General features: G+C 66.4%; 18 protein-coding genes. 8 read left to right on the top strand and 10 right to left on the bottom strand.

Annotated elements, in window-relative coordinates; genetic code table 11:
- Positions 1-12: 12 nt before the first annotated feature.
- Entirely contained in the window at positions 13-3,240 is a 3,228-nt protein-coding gene (locus ACT6UX_RS09285) for a hypothetical protein (protein ID WP_444774865.1), read from the bottom strand.
- Between the two features lie 187 nt (positions 3,241-3,427).
- On the opposite strand from ACT6UX_RS09285, the gene ACT6UX_RS09280 reads away from it, so the two are divergent.
- Both ACT6UX_RS09280 and ACT6UX_RS09275 read left to right on the top strand, forming a co-directional pair.
- Entirely contained in the window at positions 3,428-3,622 is a 195-nt protein-coding gene (locus ACT6UX_RS09280) for a hypothetical protein (protein WP_444774864.1), read from the top strand.
- 68 nt (positions 3,623-3,690) lie between these two features.
- Complete coding sequence (locus ACT6UX_RS09275; protein ID WP_444774863.1) at positions 3,691-4,248, top strand: carboxymuconolactone decarboxylase family protein; 558 nt, start codon at positions 3,691-3,693, stop codon at positions 4,246-4,248.
- 12 nt (positions 4,249-4,260) lie between these two features.
- Here ACT6UX_RS09275 and ACT6UX_RS09270 read toward each other — a convergent pair whose 3' ends face one another.
- Genes ACT6UX_RS09270 through ACT6UX_RS09260 form a run of 3 tightly spaced genes read right to left on the bottom strand, consistent with a single transcriptional unit; the run spans position 4,261 to position 8,240 of the window.
- Positions 4,261-5,829: an ABC transporter substrate-binding protein gene (locus ACT6UX_RS09270; protein WP_444774862.1), complete on the bottom strand. Its 1,569-nt coding sequence runs from the start codon at positions 5,827-5,829 to the stop codon at positions 4,261-4,263.
- 9 nt (positions 5,830-5,838) lie between these two features.
- Positions 5,839-6,918 carry a M14 family metallopeptidase gene (locus tag ACT6UX_RS09265; protein ID WP_444774861.1) on the bottom strand — a complete coding sequence of 360 codons (1,080 nt, stop codon included), beginning with the start codon at positions 6,916-6,918 and terminating at the stop codon, positions 5,839-5,841.
- Complete coding sequence (locus ACT6UX_RS09260) at positions 6,915-8,240, bottom strand: NAD(P)/FAD-dependent oxidoreductase (RefSeq protein WP_444774860.1); 1,326 nt, start codon at positions 8,238-8,240, stop codon at positions 6,915-6,917. The genes ACT6UX_RS09265 and ACT6UX_RS09260 overlap by 4 nt, the downstream gene beginning before the upstream one ends.
- Before the next feature lie 100 nt (positions 8,241-8,340).
- Here ACT6UX_RS09260 and ACT6UX_RS09255 point away from each other — a divergent pair, with 100 nt between their 5' ends.
- Complete coding sequence (locus ACT6UX_RS09255) at positions 8,341-9,234, top strand: LysR substrate-binding domain-containing protein (RefSeq protein WP_444774859.1); 894 nt, start codon at positions 8,341-8,343, stop codon at positions 9,232-9,234.
- 52 nt (positions 9,235-9,286) lie between these two features.
- Here ACT6UX_RS09255 and ACT6UX_RS09250 read toward each other — a convergent pair whose 3' ends face one another.
- Genes ACT6UX_RS09250 through ACT6UX_RS09230 form a run of 5 tightly spaced genes read right to left on the bottom strand, consistent with a single transcriptional unit; the run spans position 9,287 to position 14,525 of the window.
- On the bottom strand, positions 9,287-10,087 hold the full coding sequence (locus ACT6UX_RS09250) for an ABC transporter permease (RefSeq protein WP_444774858.1): 801 nt from the start codon (positions 10,085-10,087) through the stop codon (positions 9,287-9,289).
- Positions 10,084-10,923 (bottom strand): ABC transporter permease, encoded by an 840-nt coding sequence (locus ACT6UX_RS09245; RefSeq protein ID WP_444774857.1) that lies wholly within the window; start codon positions 10,921-10,923, stop codon positions 10,084-10,086. The genes ACT6UX_RS09250 and ACT6UX_RS09245 overlap by 4 nt, the downstream gene beginning before the upstream one ends.
- 1 nt (position 10,924) lies before the next feature.
- Positions 10,925-12,370: an amidase gene (locus tag ACT6UX_RS09240; protein WP_444774856.1), complete on the bottom strand. Its 1,446-nt coding sequence runs from the start codon at positions 12,368-12,370 to the stop codon at positions 10,925-10,927.
- 11 nt (positions 12,371-12,381) lie between these two features.
- Positions 12,382-13,467 (bottom strand): ABC transporter ATP-binding protein, encoded by a 1,086-nt coding sequence (locus tag ACT6UX_RS09235; RefSeq protein ID WP_444774855.1) that lies wholly within the window; start codon positions 13,465-13,467, stop codon positions 12,382-12,384.
- Positions 13,464-14,525 (bottom strand): extracellular solute-binding protein, encoded by a 1,062-nt coding sequence (locus tag ACT6UX_RS09230; RefSeq protein ID WP_444774854.1) that lies wholly within the window; start codon positions 14,523-14,525, stop codon positions 13,464-13,466. The genes ACT6UX_RS09235 and ACT6UX_RS09230 overlap by 4 nt, the downstream gene beginning before the upstream one ends.
- 165 nt (positions 14,526-14,690) lie before the next feature.
- On the opposite strand from ACT6UX_RS09230, the gene ACT6UX_RS09225 reads away from it, so the two are divergent.
- The 5 genes from ACT6UX_RS09225 (at position 14,691) to ACT6UX_RS09205 (ending at position 19,879) form a co-directional block, all read left to right on the top strand.
- The gene (locus ACT6UX_RS09225) at positions 14,691-15,755 is read left to right on the top strand and encodes an ABC transporter substrate-binding protein (protein ID WP_444774853.1); all 1,065 of its coding nucleotides are present in this window, start codon (positions 14,691-14,693) and stop codon (positions 15,753-15,755) included.
- Positions 15,756-15,761: 6 nt separating this feature from the next.
- On the top strand, positions 15,762-16,808 hold the full coding sequence (locus ACT6UX_RS09220; RefSeq protein WP_444774852.1) for an ABC transporter ATP-binding protein: 1,047 nt from the start codon (positions 15,762-15,764) through the stop codon (positions 16,806-16,808).
- Between the two features lie 132 nt (positions 16,809-16,940).
- Positions 16,941-17,750, top strand: a complete 810-nt coding sequence (locus ACT6UX_RS09215) for an ABC transporter permease (RefSeq protein WP_444774851.1) — start codon at positions 16,941-16,943, stop codon at positions 17,748-17,750.
- The gene (locus tag ACT6UX_RS09210) at positions 17,747-18,526 is read left to right on the top strand and encodes an ABC transporter permease (RefSeq protein WP_444774850.1); all 780 of its coding nucleotides are present in this window, start codon (positions 17,747-17,749) and stop codon (positions 18,524-18,526) included. The genes ACT6UX_RS09215 and ACT6UX_RS09210 overlap by 4 nt, the downstream gene beginning before the upstream one ends.
- Before the next feature lie 9 nt (positions 18,527-18,535).
- Positions 18,536-19,879 carry an NAD(P)/FAD-dependent oxidoreductase gene (locus ACT6UX_RS09205; protein WP_444774849.1) on the top strand — a complete coding sequence of 448 codons (1,344 nt, stop codon included), beginning with the start codon at positions 18,536-18,538 and terminating at the stop codon, positions 19,877-19,879.
- 186 nt (positions 19,880-20,065) lie between these two features.
- Here ACT6UX_RS09205 and ACT6UX_RS09200 read toward each other — a convergent pair whose 3' ends face one another.
- The gene (locus ACT6UX_RS09200; RefSeq protein WP_444774848.1) at positions 20,066-21,667 is read right to left on the bottom strand and encodes an ABC transporter substrate-binding protein; all 1,602 of its coding nucleotides are present in this window, start codon (positions 21,665-21,667) and stop codon (positions 20,066-20,068) included.
- Positions 21,668-21,721: the final 54 nt, after the last annotated feature.

The raw sequence follows: 21,721 nt of genomic DNA, 5'->3' as shown, positions 1-21,721 counted from the left end.
TTTCAATGATCATCAGGCCAATGGTATCTGAAAAACCCCACCGATTCGGCCTGGATCGACAGGGTGGCCATTGACCGTGACCTTCGGCTCGCTGGCAAGTCCCGAGACCGTGATCGTCGGGGCCAAGCCGTCCTGGCCGGGTTTGGGCGTATGATCGATTTCGACCTCGTGCGCCCACGGCCGGTACTCGAGCCGCATCAGGCCGACCTTTCCGTCGGCGCGGAAGGTGGCGCCGTCGCGTGTCGCAAGCGCGAAATCCTGTGGGTCGGGCAGCGGATTGTAGGCGACCACCGCACCGCTCGACCGATCGGCGATCAGGTACGCCTTGCGCCCGGCTTCGGTCGTCAGTACCGCGCCGGCCTTTTCCAACCGGCCGGTCGTGCCCTGCTGCGCCCAGAAACTGTCGCGATCGATTCCCGGCGGCAGGTAAGGCCAGACGCCGTTCAGCCGACGATAGGGGATCGCCTTCTGCTGCGCGCCGCCTTCCAGCGGATAGTTGATCTCCGAAGGTTGGGCGAACTCCGTCGAGAAGCCCGCCTCCATGAGATCGCTCCCGCTGCGATAGCTGACATCCATGATGCGTCTGGAGGCGTTCCAGTCCGCCTTCAGCTCGGCGGCCGCGATATGGCGGCGGAAGGCATCGAAGCTGCCATGCTGCGCCTCGTCGCCCATCTCGAGCACGAAGCCGCCATGGGTGCGGGACAGGATTTCACGTAAATCGAGCGACGACACCGGCACCGGCTGCGCACGGCGCAGATTGAACAAGGAGATGGTGAGGGCAGGCCCTACCATGGCGCCGTTGGGTTCGGCCTTTGCCGCAATCCCCGGCGCGATCTCGATGCCGATGTCGCGGCCAAGATCGGTCGTGGGCAGCGGCAGGATCGCGAGATAGGTCACGCCGTCGCGAATGAACAGGCCCTGTCCGGCCGGCAGCTTCTGCGGAAACGACTCGAGACGGCGATCGCCCGCATGGAGTTCCCAGCCGGGCGACGGGGCGAAGTTCCACAGCCCGATCACCGTTGCCAGCGAGGCGATTCCGTCGGTGGCGGCGTCGAGGAAGCGCTGGCGGTTGCAGTGCGGTGTCGCGAAGACGATGGCGCGGTTGCGGCTCTGGAAGGTGAGCAACAAGCCGGCCTGCGGGATCAGCCCTTCGCGCGTGGTGGTGAGGTTCGGCGTATTGACCGAATAGCGGGCGGTCAGCATGCCGCGTTCCGCCGGACCCGTGGCGGTCTGCGGCACGCGGACCCACTGGCCGACGAGATCGACCGTGCCGCCGCGCATGTCCTGGCTCGCAAGCCCGTGCCAGCGCCCGAGATAGGTTCGCTTCCAGAGCGGCGGCTTGTAGATGCCGCGCGTCGTCTCGGCGGAGGTCTCCTCGCAGGGGTGCGCGCGGTCGTCGATCGGGCCGGACACCCAGTCGGGCGCCCACGGGGCCGCGAGGCTCTGCATCGCGACGCGGCCCGGCGGGAAGTCGTAGCCCCAGGCCGGCATACCGTGCGTCGTGCCCGTCGAATCCATGTCGAGGTGATTGACCACGCCAGCCTTCGATACGGTATGAAGCGCGCCATAGATGCCATCCTGTTCGGCGAGCACGCCCGAGAGGCGGACACGGGTGCCCGAACAGACGAAACGGCGCAGGGCGGGATGATAGACGCTGATGAGCAGCTCCAGCGTGCGATCGACCAGCACGCGACCCATCAGCCGGTCGAGCGGCGTCGGTCCATGGTCCCTGAACAGCTTGAGGGCACTCAGGGTGATCGACAGGTAATAGGGGTCGAGCATCTCCTGCGTGCTGCCGTCGAGGAAACCCCAGAAGCGCAGCGGCAGGTTCTCGAGACCGTGCCGCCCGTCGCCCATGGCATGAGACGAGCCGATCATCGCGCCGCCGAGCAGGGCGCCCATGGCGGCGGTGTGATTGAAATTCTGCGTGCTGACGGCGTAGTTGTAGCCGTCGCGGAAGAACGACGCGCGCCCGCGCCAATCCCTGTTGCGGCGCCAGTAGTCGATGGCTTCGGGGCCCTGCGGTGAGACGAAAGCGCTGGTCGGCAGCTCGGGCTGCAGCCAGGCGGTCCAGTAGGCCTTCAGGTGGTCCTGTACCGGTTCCGGCAGCAGCTCACGGAACAGATGCCAGATGAGCAGCAGGTCGGCGATCTCCCAGCCCATCCAGTAGCGCGGCGGCATGGCGAGCAGTTCGCTGAGCCGGCTCGCGTAGACGCGACGTGCGTCCGGTCCGACGACTTCCGCCCAGGGGCTGACATTGTCGCCGCCGACGCGCTGCAGTTGGCAGATACGCTCGACCTGCCATTCGGGGCGATTCCCGCGCGCGCGGGTGGCGGCACGTGCGCGCGCGGCAATCTCTTCGATCGGCAGCAGACGGGCCGTCGGCTGGCTGCTGTCGGCGGTGCGCGGCAGGACGCGGTCAGCAGCAAGTGGCACGCTGATCGCGACCTTGCCGCCGCTGGCAAGGGGACGAAGCGTGAGCTGGAGGTGGGCGGCCTTGAACGCCAGCCCGTGTCCGCCGATCGGCATCGCCCACTCGTAGGCATTGCCAGGTTCGCGATAGCGCGTGTCGTAGGTCTCGAGCTTGCGCAGGAGGAAGCCGCAGCGCTCGGGCATCAGCATTCGGCTCGCCGGCTTGCGCGTGAGGATGTCCGTCGAGAAGAAGCGCGTGATGTCGAAACGAGCGGTCCGCCGCTGCTGCGAAAGCTCCTGAGGGTCGAGCAGCCCGTCGAAGCGGTCGTGTGTCGGATCGGTCGCGCCCCAGCGGGCCCAGTAACGCCTGCCGTTGAGGCTTGCATTGAAGGTCGGTCCGATTGTGGCATCGGCGACCCAGGGCTGACGCAACGGCCACGCCACCACATGCCAGCTCGGCGGATCGTCGGTCCAGAGCTTGCGGCCCAGGCCCTCGCGGCAGGTATAGCCTACGGGCACGATCTCGTAGCCGCCATAGTCCAGCACCAGCTCGGCCTTTGCCAGCACGCGGCCGTGCAGCAGGTGAAGGGCGATGGCGTCGGCCCCGCCGGGAAAGCGGAGAAGGACGGAGCGATGTACGGCGTCGACCGTGCGGCCGCCGGCTATCGGCCTGTCCCAGTCGCGGCCGTCGATCGTTGCAGTCTCGATGTCGCTGATGAGGACTTGTTCTTCGCGTCGCGACTGCGCGCTCGACGGAGCGGCGGCGAGCATGGCGGCCGTGACACTGGCGCTGCGCAGGAAGCGGGAGCGGGTGAAGTCACGTGACATTGCAATGTCATTGTTCAGCAATGATGGCCATTACACCAGCGTGGAAGGCGCGGCGCCATATTGATGCCGTACGCGAAGGTTCTTCTGTGACCGTCTGTTGTTTCGACAGTTCTGGCCATTGTCTTCTCCCATGTCGCTCCCATCTCAGAACCGATCGCAGACATCTCAGCCTGAAGGAGACCGCGCCATGCCCGAGCCCTTCGTCGTCGAAATCTGGGGAAAGCCCGCCGGCGTCGTCCTCAAGGAAGGCAATGCGTTTCGTTTCCATGCCTTCGCCCGTCCCTTTTTCGAACTCGACGGTCACCAGTTCAACACGCCGGGCCAGGCGCGGCTTGCTGCAGCCAAGCTCCAGCCGCCGGGCGAAAGCGCACGTGTGGAGTAGGTCCTTTCGCCTTGTCGGTCGCCCGAGGGGACGCTAGTCCACATCACGACCGACAACGGAGGAAATTGGTGATCAAGCGCAAGCAGCGTATTCCGATTCGCGACCTCTCGACCATGAAGGCGGAGGATCGCGAGGCCATCGAGAAGAACGCCCTGAACGGCCAGGTGTTCAACATCTTCAAGGTGATGGCCAATCACCCCGCGCTGACGAAGCGCTGGACGCCGTTCGCCGGCCACATCCTCTCCAAACAGACCCTGCCCTTCCGCGATCGCGAGCTGCTGATCCTGCGCATCGGCTGGCTGAACCAGGCCGAATACGAATTCGCGCAGCACGAGCTGATCGCCAAGAGGGGCGGCGTCAGCGATGCCGACATCGCCAACCTCAAGGAAGGACCCAAGGCCAAGGGCTGGAACGAGCACGAGGCGGCGCTGATGCAGCTCGCCGACGATCTCTTCGAGAACTCGGTCGCGTCCGACGAGACCTGGGCGACGCTCTCGAAGACCTACTCGACCGAGCAGCTCATGGACGCCGTGTTCACGGTCGGCCAGTACAATCTCGTCTCCTGGGCGCTCAACAGCTTCGGCGTGCCGCTCGACGACTTCCTGCCGGGCGCCCAGAAGAAGTAGAACCCGAAGCCTTCAGCGCTTCGCGATCTCGACGTTCCAGAAGACGGTCGTCGAGGGAGGGCGGATCCAGCCCTTCGTGCGGGCGCTGACGGCCGAGGCGCTGTACCATTCGCCGAGCGGATAGTGCGTGCCGATCTGCAGGGCGCGTTCCTGGATCTCCTCGGCGATGGCCTTGCGCTTCGCCACATCGGGCTCCAGCGTAAACGCCTCGCGCATCGCCTCGATCCGTGCGTCGCACGACCAGCCGGCGGAAGCCTTGTCGCAGGCCGAGTTCAGGAACAGCGACGTGATCGGGTTCGCGACGTCGATCACGCCGGTGCTCGACAGGGTGACGTTCCAGCCACGGTCTTCAGGTGGCTCCTTGCGCATGACGCGCGCAAGGTGCGTCTGCCAGTCGGCCGGACGCATGTCGACCTTGAAGCCGACCCGCTCGAGCTGCGCCTTGGCGACGGGACCGAGATTGGCGAGCGAGGCGAGGTCGGTCACCTGCAGCAGCACGATCGGCCGCCCGTCGTAGCCCGCCTCCTTGAGAAGCGCCTTGGCCTTCTCGACATTGCCTTCGAGCAGGCCCTGCGTGCCCTTGTCGGAGGCGAGCGGCGTGCCGCAGCCATAGTAGGTTTTGCAGAGACGCCAGTACTTGGGGTCGCCGACGGCGGCGTCGAGAAAGCCTTTCTGGTCGATGGCGTAGCCCAGCGCGAGGCGCATCCGCGGATCGTTGAAGGGCGGATGGAGCCAGTTGGGGCGGAGCGCATACTGGCTGGCATAGGCGCCGCGCTGAACGTCGATGCCACGCTGCTTCTCGACCAGCGGCAGCAGGTCGTGCGCCACCGACTCGAGTGCATCGACCTCGCCGTTCTGCAGCGCGTTCACCGCGGTCTGAGGATCGGCGATCGACACCCATTCTACCCGATCGACTTTTGCCACCTTGCCGCCGGAAAAATTGGCCGGCGGCTCGCTGCGTGGCACGTAGTTAGGGTTCTTCACGTACACGACGCGGTCGCCAGGCCGCCATTCGTCGGCCTTGAACATGAACGGGCCGGAGCCGGTCGGGTCCTTGATCTGCTGGGTCGCCGGCGCCTCGGCGACGCGCTTGGGCATCATGAAGGGCACGACACCGGCCGGCTTGGCCAGCGAATCGATCACGAGGCCATAGGGCCGGGAAAGTTCGAGACGGATCGTCTTCGCATCGGATGCGGAGAGGTTCTTGACGTTGGCCATCAGCTTGAGACCGACCGGGTCGCGGCTGCCCCAGCGCTTGAGCGAAGCGACGCAGTCCTCGGCGGTCACCGGCGCCCCGTCGTGCCACTTCAGCCCGTCGCGCAGGGTGAAGCTGTAGATCAGCCCGGCCGGATCGACGGTCCAGTTGCCCACCATCTGCGGCTGCGGCTTGAGATCGCCGTCGAGGCCGAACAGCGTATCGTAGACGAGATAGCCGTGCGTGCGGCTGATCTGCGCCGATGCCCAGATCGGATCGAGGATCTTGAGATCGGAGTGCATGACGATCTTGAGTGTCGACTGCGCGGCAGCCGGCATCGCGAGCGCGAGACCGGCGACGGCGCCCAGCAGGGTCCTGAAGTTCATGGTTCCTCCCTAGATTTGTTCGTTTGCGAGCCCGTTTATCGTTTGCAGGGCCTGGGCCCGGAATTGGCCGAGGATCATGCCTTTCCAGTCGTCGGCATCGACGAAGAAGGCGTCGCGCACCGCCCGCCGGATGTCCTTCACGAGAGGCGCGGGCGCGTCCGGATGGCCCGCCAGCCAGGCCTCGCCGCGCAGTGCATGCCGCACGACGGGATTGGGCACGGTGCCGTACTCCAGCGTCGTCGGCGTGATCGCCGCGCCCGGGCATTCCTCCGGTGCACAGCCCGTGATGTGGCCGATCGTGCGTGGCGAAACCGACTCGGTCGCCGTGCTGACGATCAGGTCGCCGCCCCACCAGGCTTTCGCGCGTTTCGTGGTCTCCGCCGAATGCCGGCCGAAGATCTTCTCGCCATGACCATAGGGGCCGAGACCGGTGTGGACGTCGATCCAGGCGATGTGCCGCTTGTTCGTGCCATGGCTGCGCAGGATCGAGCGGATCGTGCGGTTGCTCCAGGCTGGCGCCGTGCCGCTGTAGAAGAGGCCGTCCGCATGCTTCGCCTGGCCGCTCGACACGCCGGGATCGCGTTGCCCTGCAAGGCGCGTCATCGAGGCATTCAGGCGCTCCTCGTTGTCGGCGGAGGGCGGCCAGGTCGCCGGCACCAGCAGGTCGTGGATCTGCTCGTAGACCGGGTTGTCGGGATAGGGCTGCGAGAAATCTCCGAAATTCCGATTGAGGTCGATATTGTCCTCATTCGTCCGCTTCAAATGGGAGAAGCCGTACGGATTGACCGCATGGATCAGCAGCAACGCGATTCCCCGATCGGCCGCCCGCTTCGCCAACTCGTCGTTCAGCAGCGCGAGCTGGCAGGCCGAGCCGGAGAAACCTTCGGGTCCGTGCGTGCCCGAGGTGACGATGAACAGCCTGGCCACGTCGCCCGGGCCGATAAGCGCGGTGTCGGTGCCGATCTCCTCACCCGCCGCGCCCTTCAGCGGATGGACGTGATGCTGAACGGCGGCGCCGGCCTTGGCCGCGGCTTCCAGGAAGCGTTGACGGGCCTCGCCGTAGGCGGCGGAGAAAAACGAAGCGCTCATCTGACCTTCTCGTCGATGTAGTCCAGGGTGCGAAAGGCGCCGCCGATCACCGGCAGGAACCAGGGCTTGCCGGAGTAGAGCGGAATGGGCGGCAGTTCCGTCTCGGCGAAGGGCACCTTGCCATGCAGGCGCCCGGCGATCGATTGCCCCATCGCGTTGCCGAGGAACGGCATCATCGACACGCCAGAGCCGTTGCAACCCAGGACGAAGTGCAGCCCGTCGAGCTCGCCGGCATGCGGCAGCGCGTCGTAGGTGAAGGCGACGTTGCCCTGCCAGGTATGGGTGACCTTGGTGTCGGCGAGCTGCGGCAGTCGCTCGACGAGCGCCTGGTGCAGGAGTTGCGCGCGGAGTTCGGCGGCGATCTCGGTGAAGCGGGCGCGACCGCCGAAGATCACGCGCTTTCCGTCGGGCGAGATCCGGTAATAGTGCAGCACGCGCCGCGTCTCGGAAAACGTGCGCCCCTTCGGGCAGATTTCGCGGATCAGATCCGCAGGCAACTCTTCGGTCGCGATGATGTGGCTGGCGATGGGCACCAGCCGCTTCTGTAGTCGCGGCGTGACGTCGGACGTATATCCGTTGGTGGCGACGACGACGTGGCGCGCGCGCACCTCGCCCATGCTGGTGCTGACCCGCCAGCCCTCGCCATCGCGGGCGAGGCCGGTGGCCCGGCAATGGCCCGCCAGGGTCACCGAATTGCGCCGGCGCACCGCCGCCAGCAGGCCGCCATAGAACAGGGCGGGATGCAGCTTGCCCGCCGCCTCGAAGACCATGCCGCCATGATAGAAGTCGCTGCCGATCTCCTCGCGCTGCTCCTCGCGGGTGATCAGGCGGCAGTCGGTGGCGCCGCCGTCGCGCAGTTTGGCGAAGCGCGTGCGCAGCCCCTCATAATGCGAGGCCGCGCAGGCGCCGAGGAAACGGCCGCGCTGCTCGAGATGGCAGTCGATCTTCTCCTGCTCGACCAGCTCGATCAGGGCGCGATAGGCATCGATCGCCCAGCCCACCACGTCGCGCACCAGGTCGGGCGAATAGTCGAGCGTGCGGCCGGTGAAGCTCTTGCCGATCGACAGGCCGGCGCTCAAGGCGCCACCGCTGCGCGTCGAGGCGCCCGCGCCGAATTCGTCGGCTTCCAGCACGACGCTCTGCACGCCGCCATCCGCCAGCGCCCGCGCCGTCGCGAGGCCGGCATAGCCGCCGCCCACGATCACGACGTCGGTGCGACCGGGCAGCGAAGGCGCGGTGATGGTCTGCGGCCGGAATGCCTCCCACCAGTAGGGCTCGTCCCTGAAGTCGCTGGAGAAGATCGATTGATTAACCGCAGGCATGAAGAGGCTCACACACAAAACGTTGACAGGAATGAGTAAAGGCTTGAGCCACGGGACCGTCAAAGTCATTGTCCGACGAGGTTAAGTCCTCGAGGTTATGATGATCACGTCGCGCCAACTCGAAGCCTTTCGCGCCATCATGGCGCACGGGACGGTGACAGCGGCCGCGGAGAGACTGGGTGTCTCGCAGCCGGCGGTGAGCAAAATCCTGGCGGGGCTGGAACACGAGATCGGCTATCCGCTGTTCACCCGCATCAAGCGCCGTCTGGCGCCGACCAGCGAGGCGAGGCTTCTCGAACAGGAAGTGACCCGGCTCTATCACAGCCTCGAGCGCGTGACGGAGGTGGCGCGGGAGATTCGCGAGCGGCAGATCGGCGACCTGCTGATCTATTCGACGCCGGCGCTCGGCCGCAGCGTCCTGCCGGACGTCATGGCCACCTTCATGAAGCGTCACGCCAAGGCGCACATCGTCTTCCAGGTCCGCAGCTCGACCTATATCAACCAGAAGATGATCGACCAGCAGATCGACCTCGGATTCTCGATGATGCCGTTCGAGCATCCCGCGATGGTGACGGAGGAGTTGAGCCGAGCCGCCGCCGTCTGCGTGCTGCCGGGCAACCATCGGCTGGCGCGCCGCAAGGTCATTCGCCCCGCCGACCTGCGCGGCGAGCGCTTCCTGTCCTTCCCGCTCGACGGGCGCATGCGTCACCTGATCGACGCCGCCTTCGAGCAGGAGCGGATCGAGCGGCAGCTGCAGATCGACGTCTACTCGTCGGCCGATGCCTGCGCGCTCGCGGCGCGCGGCCTCGGCGTCTCGATCGTCGATCCGTTCACTGCCCGAGACTATCTCGGCGCCGGCATCGCGGTAGTGCCGTTCGAGCCGCGCATCCGCTATCTCTTCCGCGCCATGCGGCCGCGCCATCGCAAGCCTTCGCGACTGGCCGACGCGTTCCTCGATACCGTGAAGGTCCATATGAAGGCCAAGGGCTGGTAGGGTCGAGCGAAGCTCGGCCCGTGGGGCGGACGATTCCGTCTCGCGCGGCAAGCTAGGCCGGGTCATGGGCCACGAAGAATTCGAGGCCGATCAGCCGCTCCAGCAGCATGACCACCACCAGCGTCACCAAGACGGTCGCGGTCGAGATTGCCGCGAGCACCGGCGACGCGTTTTCCTGGATGAAGGCATAGATCTGGACCGGCAGCGTCGTGACCTGAGGTCCGGTGAGGAACATCGTGATCGTCACCTCGTCGAAGGAGATGATGAACGAGAAGAGCAGTGCGGTGACGAGGCCGGAGCGCGCGAGCGGCAGGGCGATGCCGAGCGCGATGCGGCGCTCGTCCGCACCCAGCAGTGACGCCGCCTCGACGATCTCGCCATCGATGCGCTGCAGGGCGACGACGATCGGACGCCACGCGAAGGGAAGCGTGCAGACGATATGGGCGACCACGATGCCGGTGGCCGAGCCGAGATAACCCGCCATCGCGAGCACGTTCACGAGGGCCACGCCCAGGGCGGCATGCGGGAAGAAGAGCGGCGACATGACCGCCAGCTCGAAGGCCGGCAGCCAGCGCGGCCGCAGCCGATGACAGGCATAGGCGCCCGCGAAGGCAATGGCGGTGACGAGCACGGACACCACGGCCGCGATCCCGAGGCTGGTGGCGAAGGCCTCGATCCAGCGCGGATCGGTGGCGGCCTCAGCATACCAGCGCAGGCTGAGTTCGCCCGGTGGGAACCTGAGATAGCCGGCGGCGGCGAACGAGGTCGCGCCGATCACCACGATGGGCAACGGCAGGAACAGCAGCAGCGCGAACGACGCGGCGCGACCCAGTCTCACGATCGGAGTGTTCATCGGTCGGCCTTCGGCACCAGGGCCGCCTCGAGCAGGCGCAGGAGGGCGAGTCCCAGCCCGCTCAGCAGCAGCAGGCAGATCGCCCAGGCCGAAGCCTTGCTCATGTTGAAGTTGTAGACGACCTCTTGATAGATCTGCGTGCCCGCCATCTTCTGGCGGATGCCGCCCAGCAGGATCGGCGTCACGATGGCGCCCATCGAGGTGAGGAAGGTGATGCTGAGCCCGGTGAAGACGCCGGGCAGGGAGAGCGGCAGCACCACGCGGCGCCAGGTCTCGAAGCCGCCGGCGCCCAGCGATTCGCTCGCCTCCTCCAGGCGGTTGTCGATCTGCAGCAGGACCGAGAGGGTGGCGATCACCGAAAAGGGCATCAGCACGTGGGTGAGGCCGATCACCACGCCGAGATCGTTGAAGATCAGCGGCAGCGGCGACTGGATGACGCCCGCCCATTTCAGCGTCTCGTTGAGGAAGCCCTTGGGGCCCAGGATCACCAGCCAGCCATAGGTGCGCACCACGAGGCTGACGAGCCACGGCACCAGCACGATCACCAGCAGGAGATTGCGCCAGCGCGGCAGGCGCCACAGCAGCCACGCGATCGGGTAGGCCAGCACGGCTGCGGCGACCGCCACGATGGCGGCGATCGACACCGTGCGCAGGAAGACGTCGTGATAGTCGGCGCGTTCGAGGATCTGCCGGAAATAGTTCAGGGAGAAGCCATCCTTGCCCCAGAAGGCATGGAAGAGGAGCAGCGCCACCGAGCCCAGGAACAGGGCGAGCACCAGCAGCGCCGGCAGCAGCAGCCAGCCCAGGCCTTTCGGTGCGGAGGTGGCGCTGCGCATCTCAGGCGCCGGCCGCGAAGCCCGGCGGGAACTCGGCCGAGGCCCCGGTCTCGGCATCGAAGGCCTGGGCAAGCTTGATGAGATGCGCCTCGGCGTACCACGGCGCCACGAAGTGGATTCCGATCGGCAGGCCCGCCTTCGAACGGCCGAACGGAATCGAGATCGCCGGATGGCCGGTCATGTTGAAGGGGATCGTGTAGGTGTACCAGGCGGCCCGCAGGTCGCCGAGCGGCTTGCCGTCGACCACCAGCGGCTCGAACTGGTTCTGGCTGGCGAGCGGCGCCGGCGTGGCCACGGTCGGGGTGAGCAGCAGGTCGCAGTCGGCGAACAGGCGCTGCACCGACTTGAAGGCCGTGGTGCGATCGACCAGCGCGCGGCGCAGCGCCACGACGTCGACGGCATTGCCCTCCTCCAGTGTCCGGGCGAAGGACGGATCGAGATCGTCGCGCCGGTTCTTCAGGATGTCGGCGAAGCGTTCGATCTGGTTGGCGCGCAGGATGATGCGTGCGACGTCCAGCTTCCAATCGATCTCGCGCCCGTCCATCTCCTTGATGTGGGCGCCCTTCTTGTCGAGGAAGGCGAGCGCCGCGTCGAGGCGGGCCTCGGTGTCGGGATCGAGATAACCGCCGGTCATGCGGCGGATGACGGTGATGCGCCGGCCGGCGATCGGATGCTCGCCGGAGTCGTCGGGCCAGGCGAACGGCTCGCGGCCGATGGCCAACGTCCAGGGATCGTCGCGATGACCGCGCGACATCGAGGCCAGGCCGGCGCCGAGATCGCCGGGATGGCGCGCCATGACACCGAGATAAGTGAGCTGGCCGAACTGGTCGGGCGGCACTTCGTGCGGCACGCGACCCAGCGTCGCCTTCAGGCCGTAGACGCCACAGCAGGCGGCGGGAATGCGGCCCGAGCCCGCCCCGTCGGTCGACATGGCGATCGGGCCGAGACCCAGCGCCACCGAGACGGCCGCGCCGCCACTCGACCCGCCACTCGTATGCTCGCGGTTCCACGGGTTGCGCGTGATGCCATGCAGGGGGCTGTCGGTCAGCACCTTGTGGCCGAACTCCGGCGTCGTGGTCTTGGCGAACAGGACGGCATCGGCGCCGCGCCACTGGGCAATGGCCTCGGCGTCGATCGACGGCACGTTGTCCTTCATGGTGACGGAGGCGAAGGCAGTGCGCAGGCCCTTGGTCAGGATCAGGTCCTTGGCCGAGACCGGCACGGCGGCCAGCGCTCCGAAAGACCCACCCGCCTTGCGCCGCGCGTCGAGGGCGTCGGCGGCAGCGCGCGCGCCCTCGGCGTCGAGCGTCGCGATGGGATTGAAGGGCTCGGCCCTCTTCGTGCGCTCCAGCAGCCCCTCGACGATGTCGCGTGCGGCAACCTTGCCGGAGGTGAAGGCTTCTACATGGTCGGCGACGGTGCGGCCGGCGAAATCCTGAGCGGGCATTGATCGATCTTTCAGGTTGAAGCGAAGAGGGTGAATGTGTCCGACGGCACGGAGAGGTGCGCCGTCTTTCCTTCGGCGAGTTCCGCAACGTGCGGCGTGTCGGCCATGGCGAGCGCCGTGAGCGGTCCCAGCGGCGTGTCGAGCACGGCCTTCACGGTGGGGCCGAGGCGATGCAATGCCGACACGCGGACCTCGATCGACAGCGCGTCCGCTTGTGTTTCTCCCAGCCGGACCGACTCGGGGCGGCAGGCGAGCTGGCAGGCGCGGCCGGCCGATGCGGTGCCGACGACGGAAGAGCGGGGAAGGGAGATCGTCCTGCCGCCGACGGAGACCGCGACCGACATGGCATCCACCGCCTCGATGCGGCCGTCCAACATGTTGATGTCGCCGACGAAGCGCGCGACGAAGGGCGAAGCGGGGCGGCGATAGATTTCGCCGGGTGTGCCGACCTGCTGCACGTGCCCGCCGTTCATCACGACGATCGTGTCGGAGAGCATCGTCGCTTCTTCCTGGTCGTGCGTGACGAACACGAAGGTCGTGGCGAGCTGGCGCTGGATCGACTTGAGTTCCACCTGCAACTGGCGCCGAAGCTGCAGATCGAGCGCGCTCAGCGGCTCGTCGAGCAGCAGGATCGCGGGTTCGAGCGCCAGCGAGCGCGCCAGCGCCACGCGCTGCTTCTGGCCGCCGGAGAGCTGGCCGATGCGCCGCCGTTCGAATCCGGCCAGGCCCACGAGTCCCAGGAAGCGCGAGACGCGGGCGGCAATTTCGGATGACGCGCTGCCCCGGATCCGCATCCCGTAGGCCACGTTCTCGAAGACGTCGAGATGCGGGAACAGCGCCAGGTTCTGGAACACCATGCCGAGCGGCCGGCGCCGCGGCGGCACGCCCTGCATGGGCGCGCCGTCGATGGCGATGGTGCCGCGGCTGGGGGCGAGGAAGCCCGCGATCAGGCGCAGCAGGGTGGTCTTGCCGCAGCCCGAGGGGCCGAGCAGGGTGACGAAGCTGCCGCCCTCGATCGCGAGATCCACGCCGTCGAGGACCGTCGCGGTGCCAAACTCCTTGCCGACACCCGTGATCGAGATCGATCCCCGGCTCACTGCTTGACGCCGGACATCAGCTTCTCGGCGCGGTCGACCCGCGCCTCGTTGTGCTCCACGACGATGCGCCAGTCGGGCGAGTAGAGCGACTTCACGATCTGCTCGTAGGGCTGGCCCAGGGTCTTCTGCAGATCCTCGGGCAGTTTGACCTTGGAGTTCATCGGCAGCCAGCCGTCGAGCAGGGCGGCGCGCAGCTGCGGCTCGGCGCCGGCGATGTAGTTCATCCAGACCAGCGCCTTGTCCTGGTTCTTGGCCCCCTTCGGAATCACCACGACATAGGGCAACATCAGCGCGCCCTCTTTGGGAATTACGATCCCGACGTTGGATGCACCCTGGCGGCGCAGAGACCAGACGCGCGAGGCATAGAACGGCACCGCAGCCACCTCGCCGCGCGTCAGCAGCGTATTCATGTGTGCGAGCGACGTGTAGGTCGCCAGCACGTTCGGCACGATCTTTTCGAGCAGCTTGAAGCCCGGATCGATGTCCTTCTCGCTGCCGCCCATCGCCTTGGCCATGATGACGGCGTCGTAGGGGGCGAGATAGACCGGCCGGGTCAGCGACAGCTTGCCCTTCCATTTCGGATCGGCGAGTCCCTGCCAGGAGGCGAAGTCCTGGGCTTTGGCCAGATCGGTGTTGTAGGCGATCCCGTAGTAGGTGAAGTAGGCCGGCAGGCCGACATGACGGCCGGCCTTGTCCTTGGTCAGGAACTTCGGATCGACGTCGGCGATCCCCGGAAGCTGCTTGTCGTCGAAACTCTCGATCAGGCCGGCATTGGAGAGCGCGATCGCCTCGAAATAGGTGACCAGTGCGAGGTTATACTGCCCGGCCGCGGCGGGAGAGCGAAGCGCGCCGGCCGGGTTCGGCACCTCGACCATCTTGATGGTGGAGCCGTTGCCCGGGTTGAACTGCTTGATGAAAGCCTCGCGCCAGGTGTTGGCGCCGCCGCCGCCCCATACCGCCATGGTGAGTTCCTGGGCAGATGCGCTACCCGCGCCACCGGCCGCGCCCGCACAGGCCAGAACGGCACCGCACATCAACGCCTTCAATCGGTTCATCATCGCTGGCCCCCGCCGTTGTCCCGTTTTGACGACGTTAGGCGCATCCCGCAGCGCGGGAGAAATTCATTCGTCCTGTCTGATCATTCCCAAAGGTTATGGCGTTGGGTGTTGCTCCATGCAGATACCGCTTCTACAGTCGCATGGGGATTTCGGAGGGGATACGTCATGGACATCAAGCGCCTGCATCGCCGTCACGCTCTTTCTCTGTTGGGAGGCGCCGCTGCGGTCGGTGCCGCCGGGCCCGCCTTCGCGCAGACGGAACCGGCCAAGCCCGCCCAGCTCGTGGTCAATCATTCCGGCGGGTCGATGGGCTCGGCGATGCGCAAGGCCTTCTTCAACGGCTTCGAGAAGAAGTACGGGATCAAGGTCGTGGAGACGAGCCCGGTCGATTTCGGCAAGCTCCGCGCGATGGTCGATTCCGGCAATGTCGAATGGGACCTGACCGAGATCGGCGGCCAGGACGCGATCCGCGCCGGCAAGGCCAACCTGCTGGAGAAGATCGATCCCAAGATCGTCGATCGCTCCAAGTATCCGGCCTCGGCGCAGAACCCTTATGTCTTCGCTTCGTCGGTCTATACGACCATCATCGGGTTCCGGAACGACGTGTTCAAGAACGGCACCCAGCCCAAGAGCTGGGCCGACTGGTGGGACGTGAAGAAGTTCCCCGGCGCGCGCTCGATGCGCAACCACCCGACCGACAATCTCGAATTCGCGCTGATCGCCGACGGCGTGCCGAAGGACAAGCTCTATCCGATCGACTTCGACCGGGCCTTCAAGAAGCTCGACCAGATCAAGCCGCACATCACCGTATGGTGGTCGACCGGCCAGCAGCCTGCCCAGCTCCTGCTCGACAAGGAGGTCGTGCTGGCGACCGGCTGGAACGGCCGCTTCTACGACATCATCAAGAAGGGCGCGCCGGTCGGCATCGAATGGAACGAGGGCGCGCTGAAGCAGGGCAGCTTCGCCATCCCGCGCGGCGCCAAGAGCCCCTATTGGGCCAACAAGATGCTGGCCGAACTCGCCGTGCCGCAGCAGCAGGCCGTCTATGCCTCGGAGCTCGGCTATCCCGGCCTCAATCTCGAATCGCTGAACTTCGTCGATCCGAAGGTGAAACCCTTCCTGCCGACCGCTTATCTCGATCAGCAGTTCTGGGTCAGCGACGCGTGGTACGCCGAGAACGGCACCAAAGCGGCCGAACTGTGGAACGCCTGGATGCTGAAGAAGGCCTGACCTCCCTTGAGTGCAAGCGGGGGATCGGCCGACCTTCTCGTCGAGGGGGTCGGCAAGCGTTATGGCGACGTGGTCGCGCTCGACCATGTCTCCCTGCAGGTGGCGCAGGGCGAGCTGCTGACCATTCTGGGGCCCAGCGGCTCGGGCAAGACCACGTTGCTGAAAGTCATTGCGGGTTTCGAGACGCCTGACGGCGGCACCGTGAAGGTAGGCGGCGCCGACATCACCTCGCTGCCGCCGGCCAGGCGGGACATCGGCATGGTGTTCCAGAACTATGCGTTGTTTCCGCATCTCAGCGTCGCGGCCAACGTCGCCTTCCCGCTGGAGATGCGCAACGTCGCCAAGCCGGAGATCGAGCGGCGCGTCGCCGAGGCCCTGTCGATGGTGGAACTCAAAGGCTACGAGGCGCGCCTGCCGCGGCAGCTTTCCGGTGGCCAGCAGCAGCGTGTCGCGCTGGCGCGCGCCATCGTGTTCAACCCGCGGCTCCTGCTGTTGGACGAACCCTTCGGGGCACTCGACCGCAAGCTGCGGGAAACGATGCAGCTCGAAGTGCGCCGCCTGCAGCGCCGCCTCGGCCTCACCACCATCTTCATCACCCATGACCAGGAGGAGGCGCTGGTCCTCTCCGACCGCATCGCGGTGATGAACAGGGGCACGATCCAGCAGGTCGCCACGACGACGGAGATCTACGAGCGCCCAGCCAACGATTTCGTCGCCGACTTCGTGGGCGAGAGCAACATCTTCCACGGCACGATGAGCGAGTCGAATACGGTCACGCTTGAAGGCGGGCGGACGCTCCACGTGCGCGGCGAGAAGCCGGCCGGAAGCAAGGTCGGCGTCCTGATGCGCCCCGAACGCTTCGCGCCGTCGGGCGCGAACGCCTTCACCGGCGAGGTCGTCGAGTCGGTCTATCTCGGCACGTCGTTCAAGCTTCGGCTCGCCTGCGAGGGCGGGCTCGAATTGCTGGTGCGCCAGCCCGCGCGCGGCGCGCTACCCACCGCCGGCACGCGCGTGACGGTCGGTATCGACCCCGAGTCGATCCATGTGTTCTGAGAGTGAACCCCTCCGACCTCATCCTGAGGAGCGTCGCGCAGCGATGCGTCTCGAAGGATGGGCCGCAGGCGCGGTGCTCGGTCCCATCCTTCGAGACGGCGCCGCGCGCCTCCTCAGGACGAGGGCCCTGTCGTGAAGTCCCGCGGCTTCCTCCCGGCGCTGCCGGCACTGATCCTGCTCTTCGTCTTCTTCCTGTTTCCGGTCGTGCGCATGCTGGGCTTCAGCCTCGAGGGCGGGACGCTCGACTGGTACGCCAAGGCGCTGGGCGAGCAGCTCTATCTCCGCGTCTTCTGGAACACTTTCGAGATCGCGCTGCTCGTCACTTTCTTCTGCCTTCTGCTCGGCTATCCGCTGGGCTTCCTGATGGCCACCACCACGCCCTTCTGGGCGACCGTGGGCTTCATCTTCGTCCTGCTGCCGCTGTGGACCTCGGTGCTGGTGCGCACCTATGCCTGGATGGTGCTGCTCGGCCGTAACGGCGTCTTCAATCGGACCCTGATGGAAGCGGGCATCATCAGCGATCCGATTCCGCTCCTGCACAATTTCACCGGCGTGCTGATCGGCATGGTGCATGTGCTGCTGCCCTACATGGTGCTGCCGGTCTACGGCGCCGTCCGCAAGGTCGACCCCGCCATTCCGGCGGCTGCCGCGGGGCTCGGCGCGTCGAGCTTCGCCATCTTCCGGCGCATCTACCTGCCCCTCACCCTGAACGGCATCTTCGCGGGCTCGGTTCTGGTGTTCGTGCTGTCGCTGGGTTTCTTCATCACGCCGGCGCTGCTGGGCGGCGGCCGCGTCATGATGATCGCCGTGCTGATCGAGCAGCAGGTGCGCGAGGCGCTGAACTGGCCGTTTGCCGCGGCGCTCTCCGCCGTGTTGCTGGTCTTCACCTTCGCCGTCTACGCCCTGGCCCAGCGCTTCACCCGAACGGAGGCGGCGCGATGAGTCGTCGGCTTCTCGTCCTGTCCTGCGGGCTGATCTACTTCTTCTTGATGTTGCCGCTGCTGGTCGTTTTCCCGATCTCGCTGTCGTCGGCGCCCTACATGCAGTTCCCGCCGCCCGGCCTGTCGTGGCAGTGGTACGAGCGCTACCTCGACGATCCGCAATGGATCGATGCGACCTGGCGCTCGCTCTACATCGGGAGCGCGACGGCGGTCTTCGCCCTGATGCTGGGCGTGCCGCTTGCCTTCGCGCTGGTGCGGGGAAAATTCTTCGGCCGCATCCTGATCGACCGGCTGGCGCTCGCCCCCGTGATCGTGCCGACCATCATCCTCTCGGTGGCGGTCTATGGGCTGTTCGCCAAGCTGAAGCTGATCGGTACCTGGTACGGACTGGTCGTGGCTCACACGGTGTTGGCTCTGCCCTTCGTGGTACTGGTGATCGTGGCCGGTCTGCGCGATTTCGATCGCTCGCTGGAACAGGCGGCCGAAGGGCTGGGCGCCAGCCGCTGGCGCACGCTCTCGCGCGTCACCCTGCCGTTGCTGCGGCCCAGTCTCGTCTCGGCCGGCCTGCTGGCGTTCATCTCCTCGTTCGACGAGGTCGTCGTGGCGCTGTTCCTGGCCGGCGCCAACATGACCCTGCCGAAGAAGATGTTCGACAACATCATGATGGAGATCGACCCGACCATCGCCGCGGTGTCGGTGATGCAGATCCTGCTGGTGTCGATCGTGCTGGTGCTGATCGGCCGCTTCGGCCGGGGCCTCAAGGATAGTGCGCGTTAGGAGAGTAGGATGGCCGACAGCATCTTCCACAAGGATTTCAAGGCGACGCCGTGGTGGTGGGAATGGTGGCATCCCTCCAACGAGCTGAGCCAGGACCCGCCGCTCAAGACCGACGTGCTCGTGGTCGGTGCGGGTTATGGCGGCCTGTCGACCGGGCTGGAGCTGGCGCGCTCCGGCGTCGACGTCACCGTGCTGGAGCGTGGCGATTTCGGTGTCGGCGCCTCGACGCGCAACGGCGGCGGCGTCAGCGGCGGCACGACCATGGGCAAGGGCTTCTCCGGCAAGGGCGTCGGCGGCGACCCCGAGGCCTGGAAGAAGGTGATGGCGCGCATGTTGAGCGACGCCGCCGATTCGCTCAGCCAGGTCGAGACCGTGATCCAGCGCGAGGGCATCGAGTGCCATTGGCGCATGAACGGCCGCTTCAGTGGCGCCTACACGCCGCGCCACTTCGCCGAACAGCAGGCCAAGGTCGCGACCTACAACGAGCAGGCGGCACTCGGCACCTACATGGTTTCGCGCGAGCGCCAGCGTGAGGAGATCGCCTCCGACTATTACTATGGCGGCATGGTCGTGGAGCGCACCGGCCAGCTCCATCCCGCGCTCTATTACGGCGGCCTGCTGAAGGCCGCCCATCGTGCCGGGGCGAAGCTCTGCGCCAACTGCGATGCCGAAAAGATCGAACGCAAGGCCCAAGGCGCAGGGGGCGGGTTCCGCGTGCTGACCAGCAAGGGCCTGATCGAGGCGCGCGAGGTGGTGATCGCGACCAACGGCTATACGACCGAGTTGACGCCGACCCTGCGGCGCAAGCTGGTGCCGGTGGCCAGCCACATCATCGCCACCGAGGAGCTGCCGGAGGATCTGGTCAAAAGCCTGATCCCGAAGAACCGCGTCGTCTCCGATACCAAGCGCGTGCTCTGCTACTACCGTCAGTCACCGGACAACAAGCGCGTGATCTTCGGCGGCCGCGCCCGCTTCACCCAGGTGACGCCCGAGGTCAGCGCGCCGGTGCTGCACGGCTACATGCTGGAGCGCTGGCCGCAGCTCAAGGGCGTGAAGGTGACCCATGCCTGGACGGGCAACGTGGCCTTCGCCTTCGACTTCCTGCCGCACATGGGCATCGAGCAGGGCATGCACTATCTGATGGCCTGCAACGGCTCGGGCGTCGCGATGATGTCCTATCTCGGCTACCAGACCGCGCGGAAGATCGCCGGCGGCTCGAACGCGCCTGTCAATGCCTTCGACGGCCAGGATTTCCCGACCGTCCCCTTCTACAGCGGCAACCCCGAATGGGTGCTGCCCTTCGTCGGCGCCTGGTACCGCACGCGCGACTGGTGGGACCGGATGCGGGCTTGAGGCAGTTCAAACAGAATAAAGCCTCACCCTGAGGAGCACCGCGTAGCGGTGCGTCTCGAAGGGTCGGCACGAGCACCACGTCTGCTGCCCATCCTTCGAGACGGTCGTGGAGTTTACCCCGAGGTACTCGAGGGGCGACCTCCTCAGGATGAGGTCGGGTGATCGAGTGACGCTCCTCTTGCGTCGCTACTTCATCGTGATCGGTGAGAAGTCCTGGAACCAGTTCTGGGCCTGCACGAAGCCGGTCACCTTGGGCGACATGGCGCGCGGCGCCACGTCGTGGGTCACGAACAGGAACAGCGCGTCGTTGACGATCTTCTCGTGGATCTTCTGCAGCACCGCGTCCTGCTCCCTGGCGTCGAAGGTCGTGCGCGCCTTCTCGAGCAGCGCGTCCATCTCGGGGTTCTGGTAGTAGCCCCAGTTGGTGCCGTTGGGCGCCACCAGCTTCGAATCGAGATGACGGATGAAGGCGGTGAACGGGTCCTGGATGAAGTAGGTGAAGTTGATGCCGTTGCCGCCCTTGGCGAGGTCGGACTTGGCGCCGGCCCGCCACAGGTTGATCAGCGTGTTCCACTCGGCGACCTCGAACTCGACCTTGATGCCGACGTCGGCGAGGTTCTGCTGGATGTATTCGTTCATCGCCAGCGGCTGCATCTGGCCCGAGCCCGAGCTCGAGATCAGGATCTTGGCGGTCACCGGCTTGGCCTTGCTGAAGCCGGCCTCGGCCAACAGCTTCTTCGCCGCCTCCGGATCGAACTTCACGTCGAACGTGGGCTTGCCGAACCACGGGCTGCCCGGCGTCACGAAGCCCTTGGCCGGGATCATCAGCCCGTTCAGCAGGACCTTGAGTCCGTCGCGATCGACCGCGAGGTTGGCCGCCTTGCGCACGCGGATGTCGGTCCACGGCGAGCCTTCGACCATGCTGAGGTGCCAGGTCCAGTTGTGCGGATAGGCGTTGCTCACGATCTTGAGGCCGGCTTTCTCAAGGCTTGGCACCGCGTCGGGCGAGGGCGATTCGATCCAGTCGACCTGGCCCGAGCGCAGCGCCGCGGTCCGCGTCGCGGTCTCGGGGATCGGCAGCAGCACCATCTTGTCCAGCTTCGGCACGCGCGCCTTGTCCCAATAGTCCTTGTTGGGCGACAGTTCGGCGCGCGTCTGCGGCTGGAACGCCGTCACCTTCCACGGGCCGGTGCCCGACGGTGTCTGCGCGAACTTGTTCCAGTCCTTGCCGAGCTTCTCCCATTGCGCCGGGCTCGACATCATCACCCAGGAGATCTGATAGGGCAGGAAGGCGTCGGGCGTCTTGGTCCTTATCTCGACCGTCTTGGGATCGAGCGCCTTGTAGGAGGCGACGGCGGGAATGCGCGAGCGGCCCTGGGCGGCCTGCTTGCTGTCGTATTGCGGCGACTTGTCGTTGAGCAGCTTCTCGATGTTCCAGATCACCGCGTCGGCGGTGAAGTCGCTGCCGTCGTGGAATTTCACGCCGTCGCGCAGCTTGAACACCCAGCGCGTCGGGTCGGCCTTGTCGACTTCCCACGAGGTGGCGAGGCCCGGCACCAGGCCCGAGGCCTTGTCGGCCGAGGACAGGTCCCAATTGATCAGCCCGTCATAGACCGTGTAGCCCATGAACCGCATGCCCTCGCCGCCTTGGTCGGTCTGGCCGGTGGTCAGCGGAATGTCCGAGGCGGTCATGCCGATGCGCAGGGTGCCCTGCGCCAGGACTGGCGTCACGGCCAGCGATGCCAGCAGGGCGACGGTCCCCAGTACCGCTTTCTTGGCGAAGATCATGACGAAGGCCCCTGTTTTCCTTGTGGTCGTTGTCCGTGTGGACGCCAGAACCAT

The organism is Reyranella sp., assembly GCF_052439685.1.
GTDB lineage: Bacteria > Pseudomonadota > Alphaproteobacteria > Reyranellales > Reyranellaceae > Reyranella.
This window is presented reverse-complemented; position numbering and strand designations above follow the sequence as displayed.

Bases quoted from the DNA above. Each gene is read 5' to 3' on its own strand.
- ACT6UX_RS09285 (WP_444774865.1), bottom strand. From the start codon at position 3,240: ATGTCACGTGACTTCACCCGCTCCCGCTTCCTGCGCAGCGCCAGTGTC.
- ACT6UX_RS09280 (WP_444774864.1), top strand. From the start codon at position 3,428: ATGCCCGAGCCCTTCGTCGTCGAAATCTGGGGAAAGCCCGCCGGCGTC.
- ACT6UX_RS09270 (WP_444774862.1), bottom strand. From the start codon at position 5,829: ATGAACTTCAGGACCCTGCTGGGCGCCGTCGCCGGTCTCGCGCTCGCG.
- ACT6UX_RS09265 (WP_444774861.1), bottom strand. From the start codon at position 6,918: ATGAGCGCTTCGTTTTTCTCCGCCGCCTACGGCGAGGCCCGTCAACGC.
- ACT6UX_RS09260 (WP_444774860.1), bottom strand. From the start codon at position 8,240: ATGCCTGCGGTTAATCAATCGATCTTCTCCAGCGACTTCAGGGACGAG.
- ACT6UX_RS09255 (WP_444774859.1), top strand. From the start codon at position 8,341: ATGATCACGTCGCGCCAACTCGAAGCCTTTCGCGCCATCATGGCGCAC.
- ACT6UX_RS09250 (WP_444774858.1), bottom strand. From the start codon at position 10,087: ATGAACACTCCGATCGTGAGACTGGGTCGCGCCGCGTCGTTCGCGCTG.
- ACT6UX_RS09245 (WP_444774857.1), bottom strand. From the start codon at position 10,923: ATGCGCAGCGCCACCTCCGCACCGAAAGGCCTGGGCTGGCTGCTGCTG.
- ACT6UX_RS09240 (WP_444774856.1), bottom strand. From the start codon at position 12,370: ATGCCCGCTCAGGATTTCGCCGGCCGCACCGTCGCCGACCATGTAGAA.
- ACT6UX_RS09230 (WP_444774854.1), bottom strand. From the start codon at position 14,525: ATGATGAACCGATTGAAGGCGTTGATGTGCGGTGCCGTTCTGGCCTGT.
- ACT6UX_RS09225 (WP_444774853.1), top strand. From the start codon at position 14,691: ATGGACATCAAGCGCCTGCATCGCCGTCACGCTCTTTCTCTGTTGGGA.
- ACT6UX_RS09210 (WP_444774850.1), top strand. From the start codon at position 17,747: ATGAGTCGTCGGCTTCTCGTCCTGTCCTGCGGGCTGATCTACTTCTTC.
- ACT6UX_RS09205 (WP_444774849.1), top strand. From the start codon at position 18,536: ATGGCCGACAGCATCTTCCACAAGGATTTCAAGGCGACGCCGTGGTGG.
- ACT6UX_RS09200 (WP_444774848.1), bottom strand. From the start codon at position 21,667: ATGATCTTCGCCAAGAAAGCGGTACTGGGGACCGTCGCCCTGCTGGCA.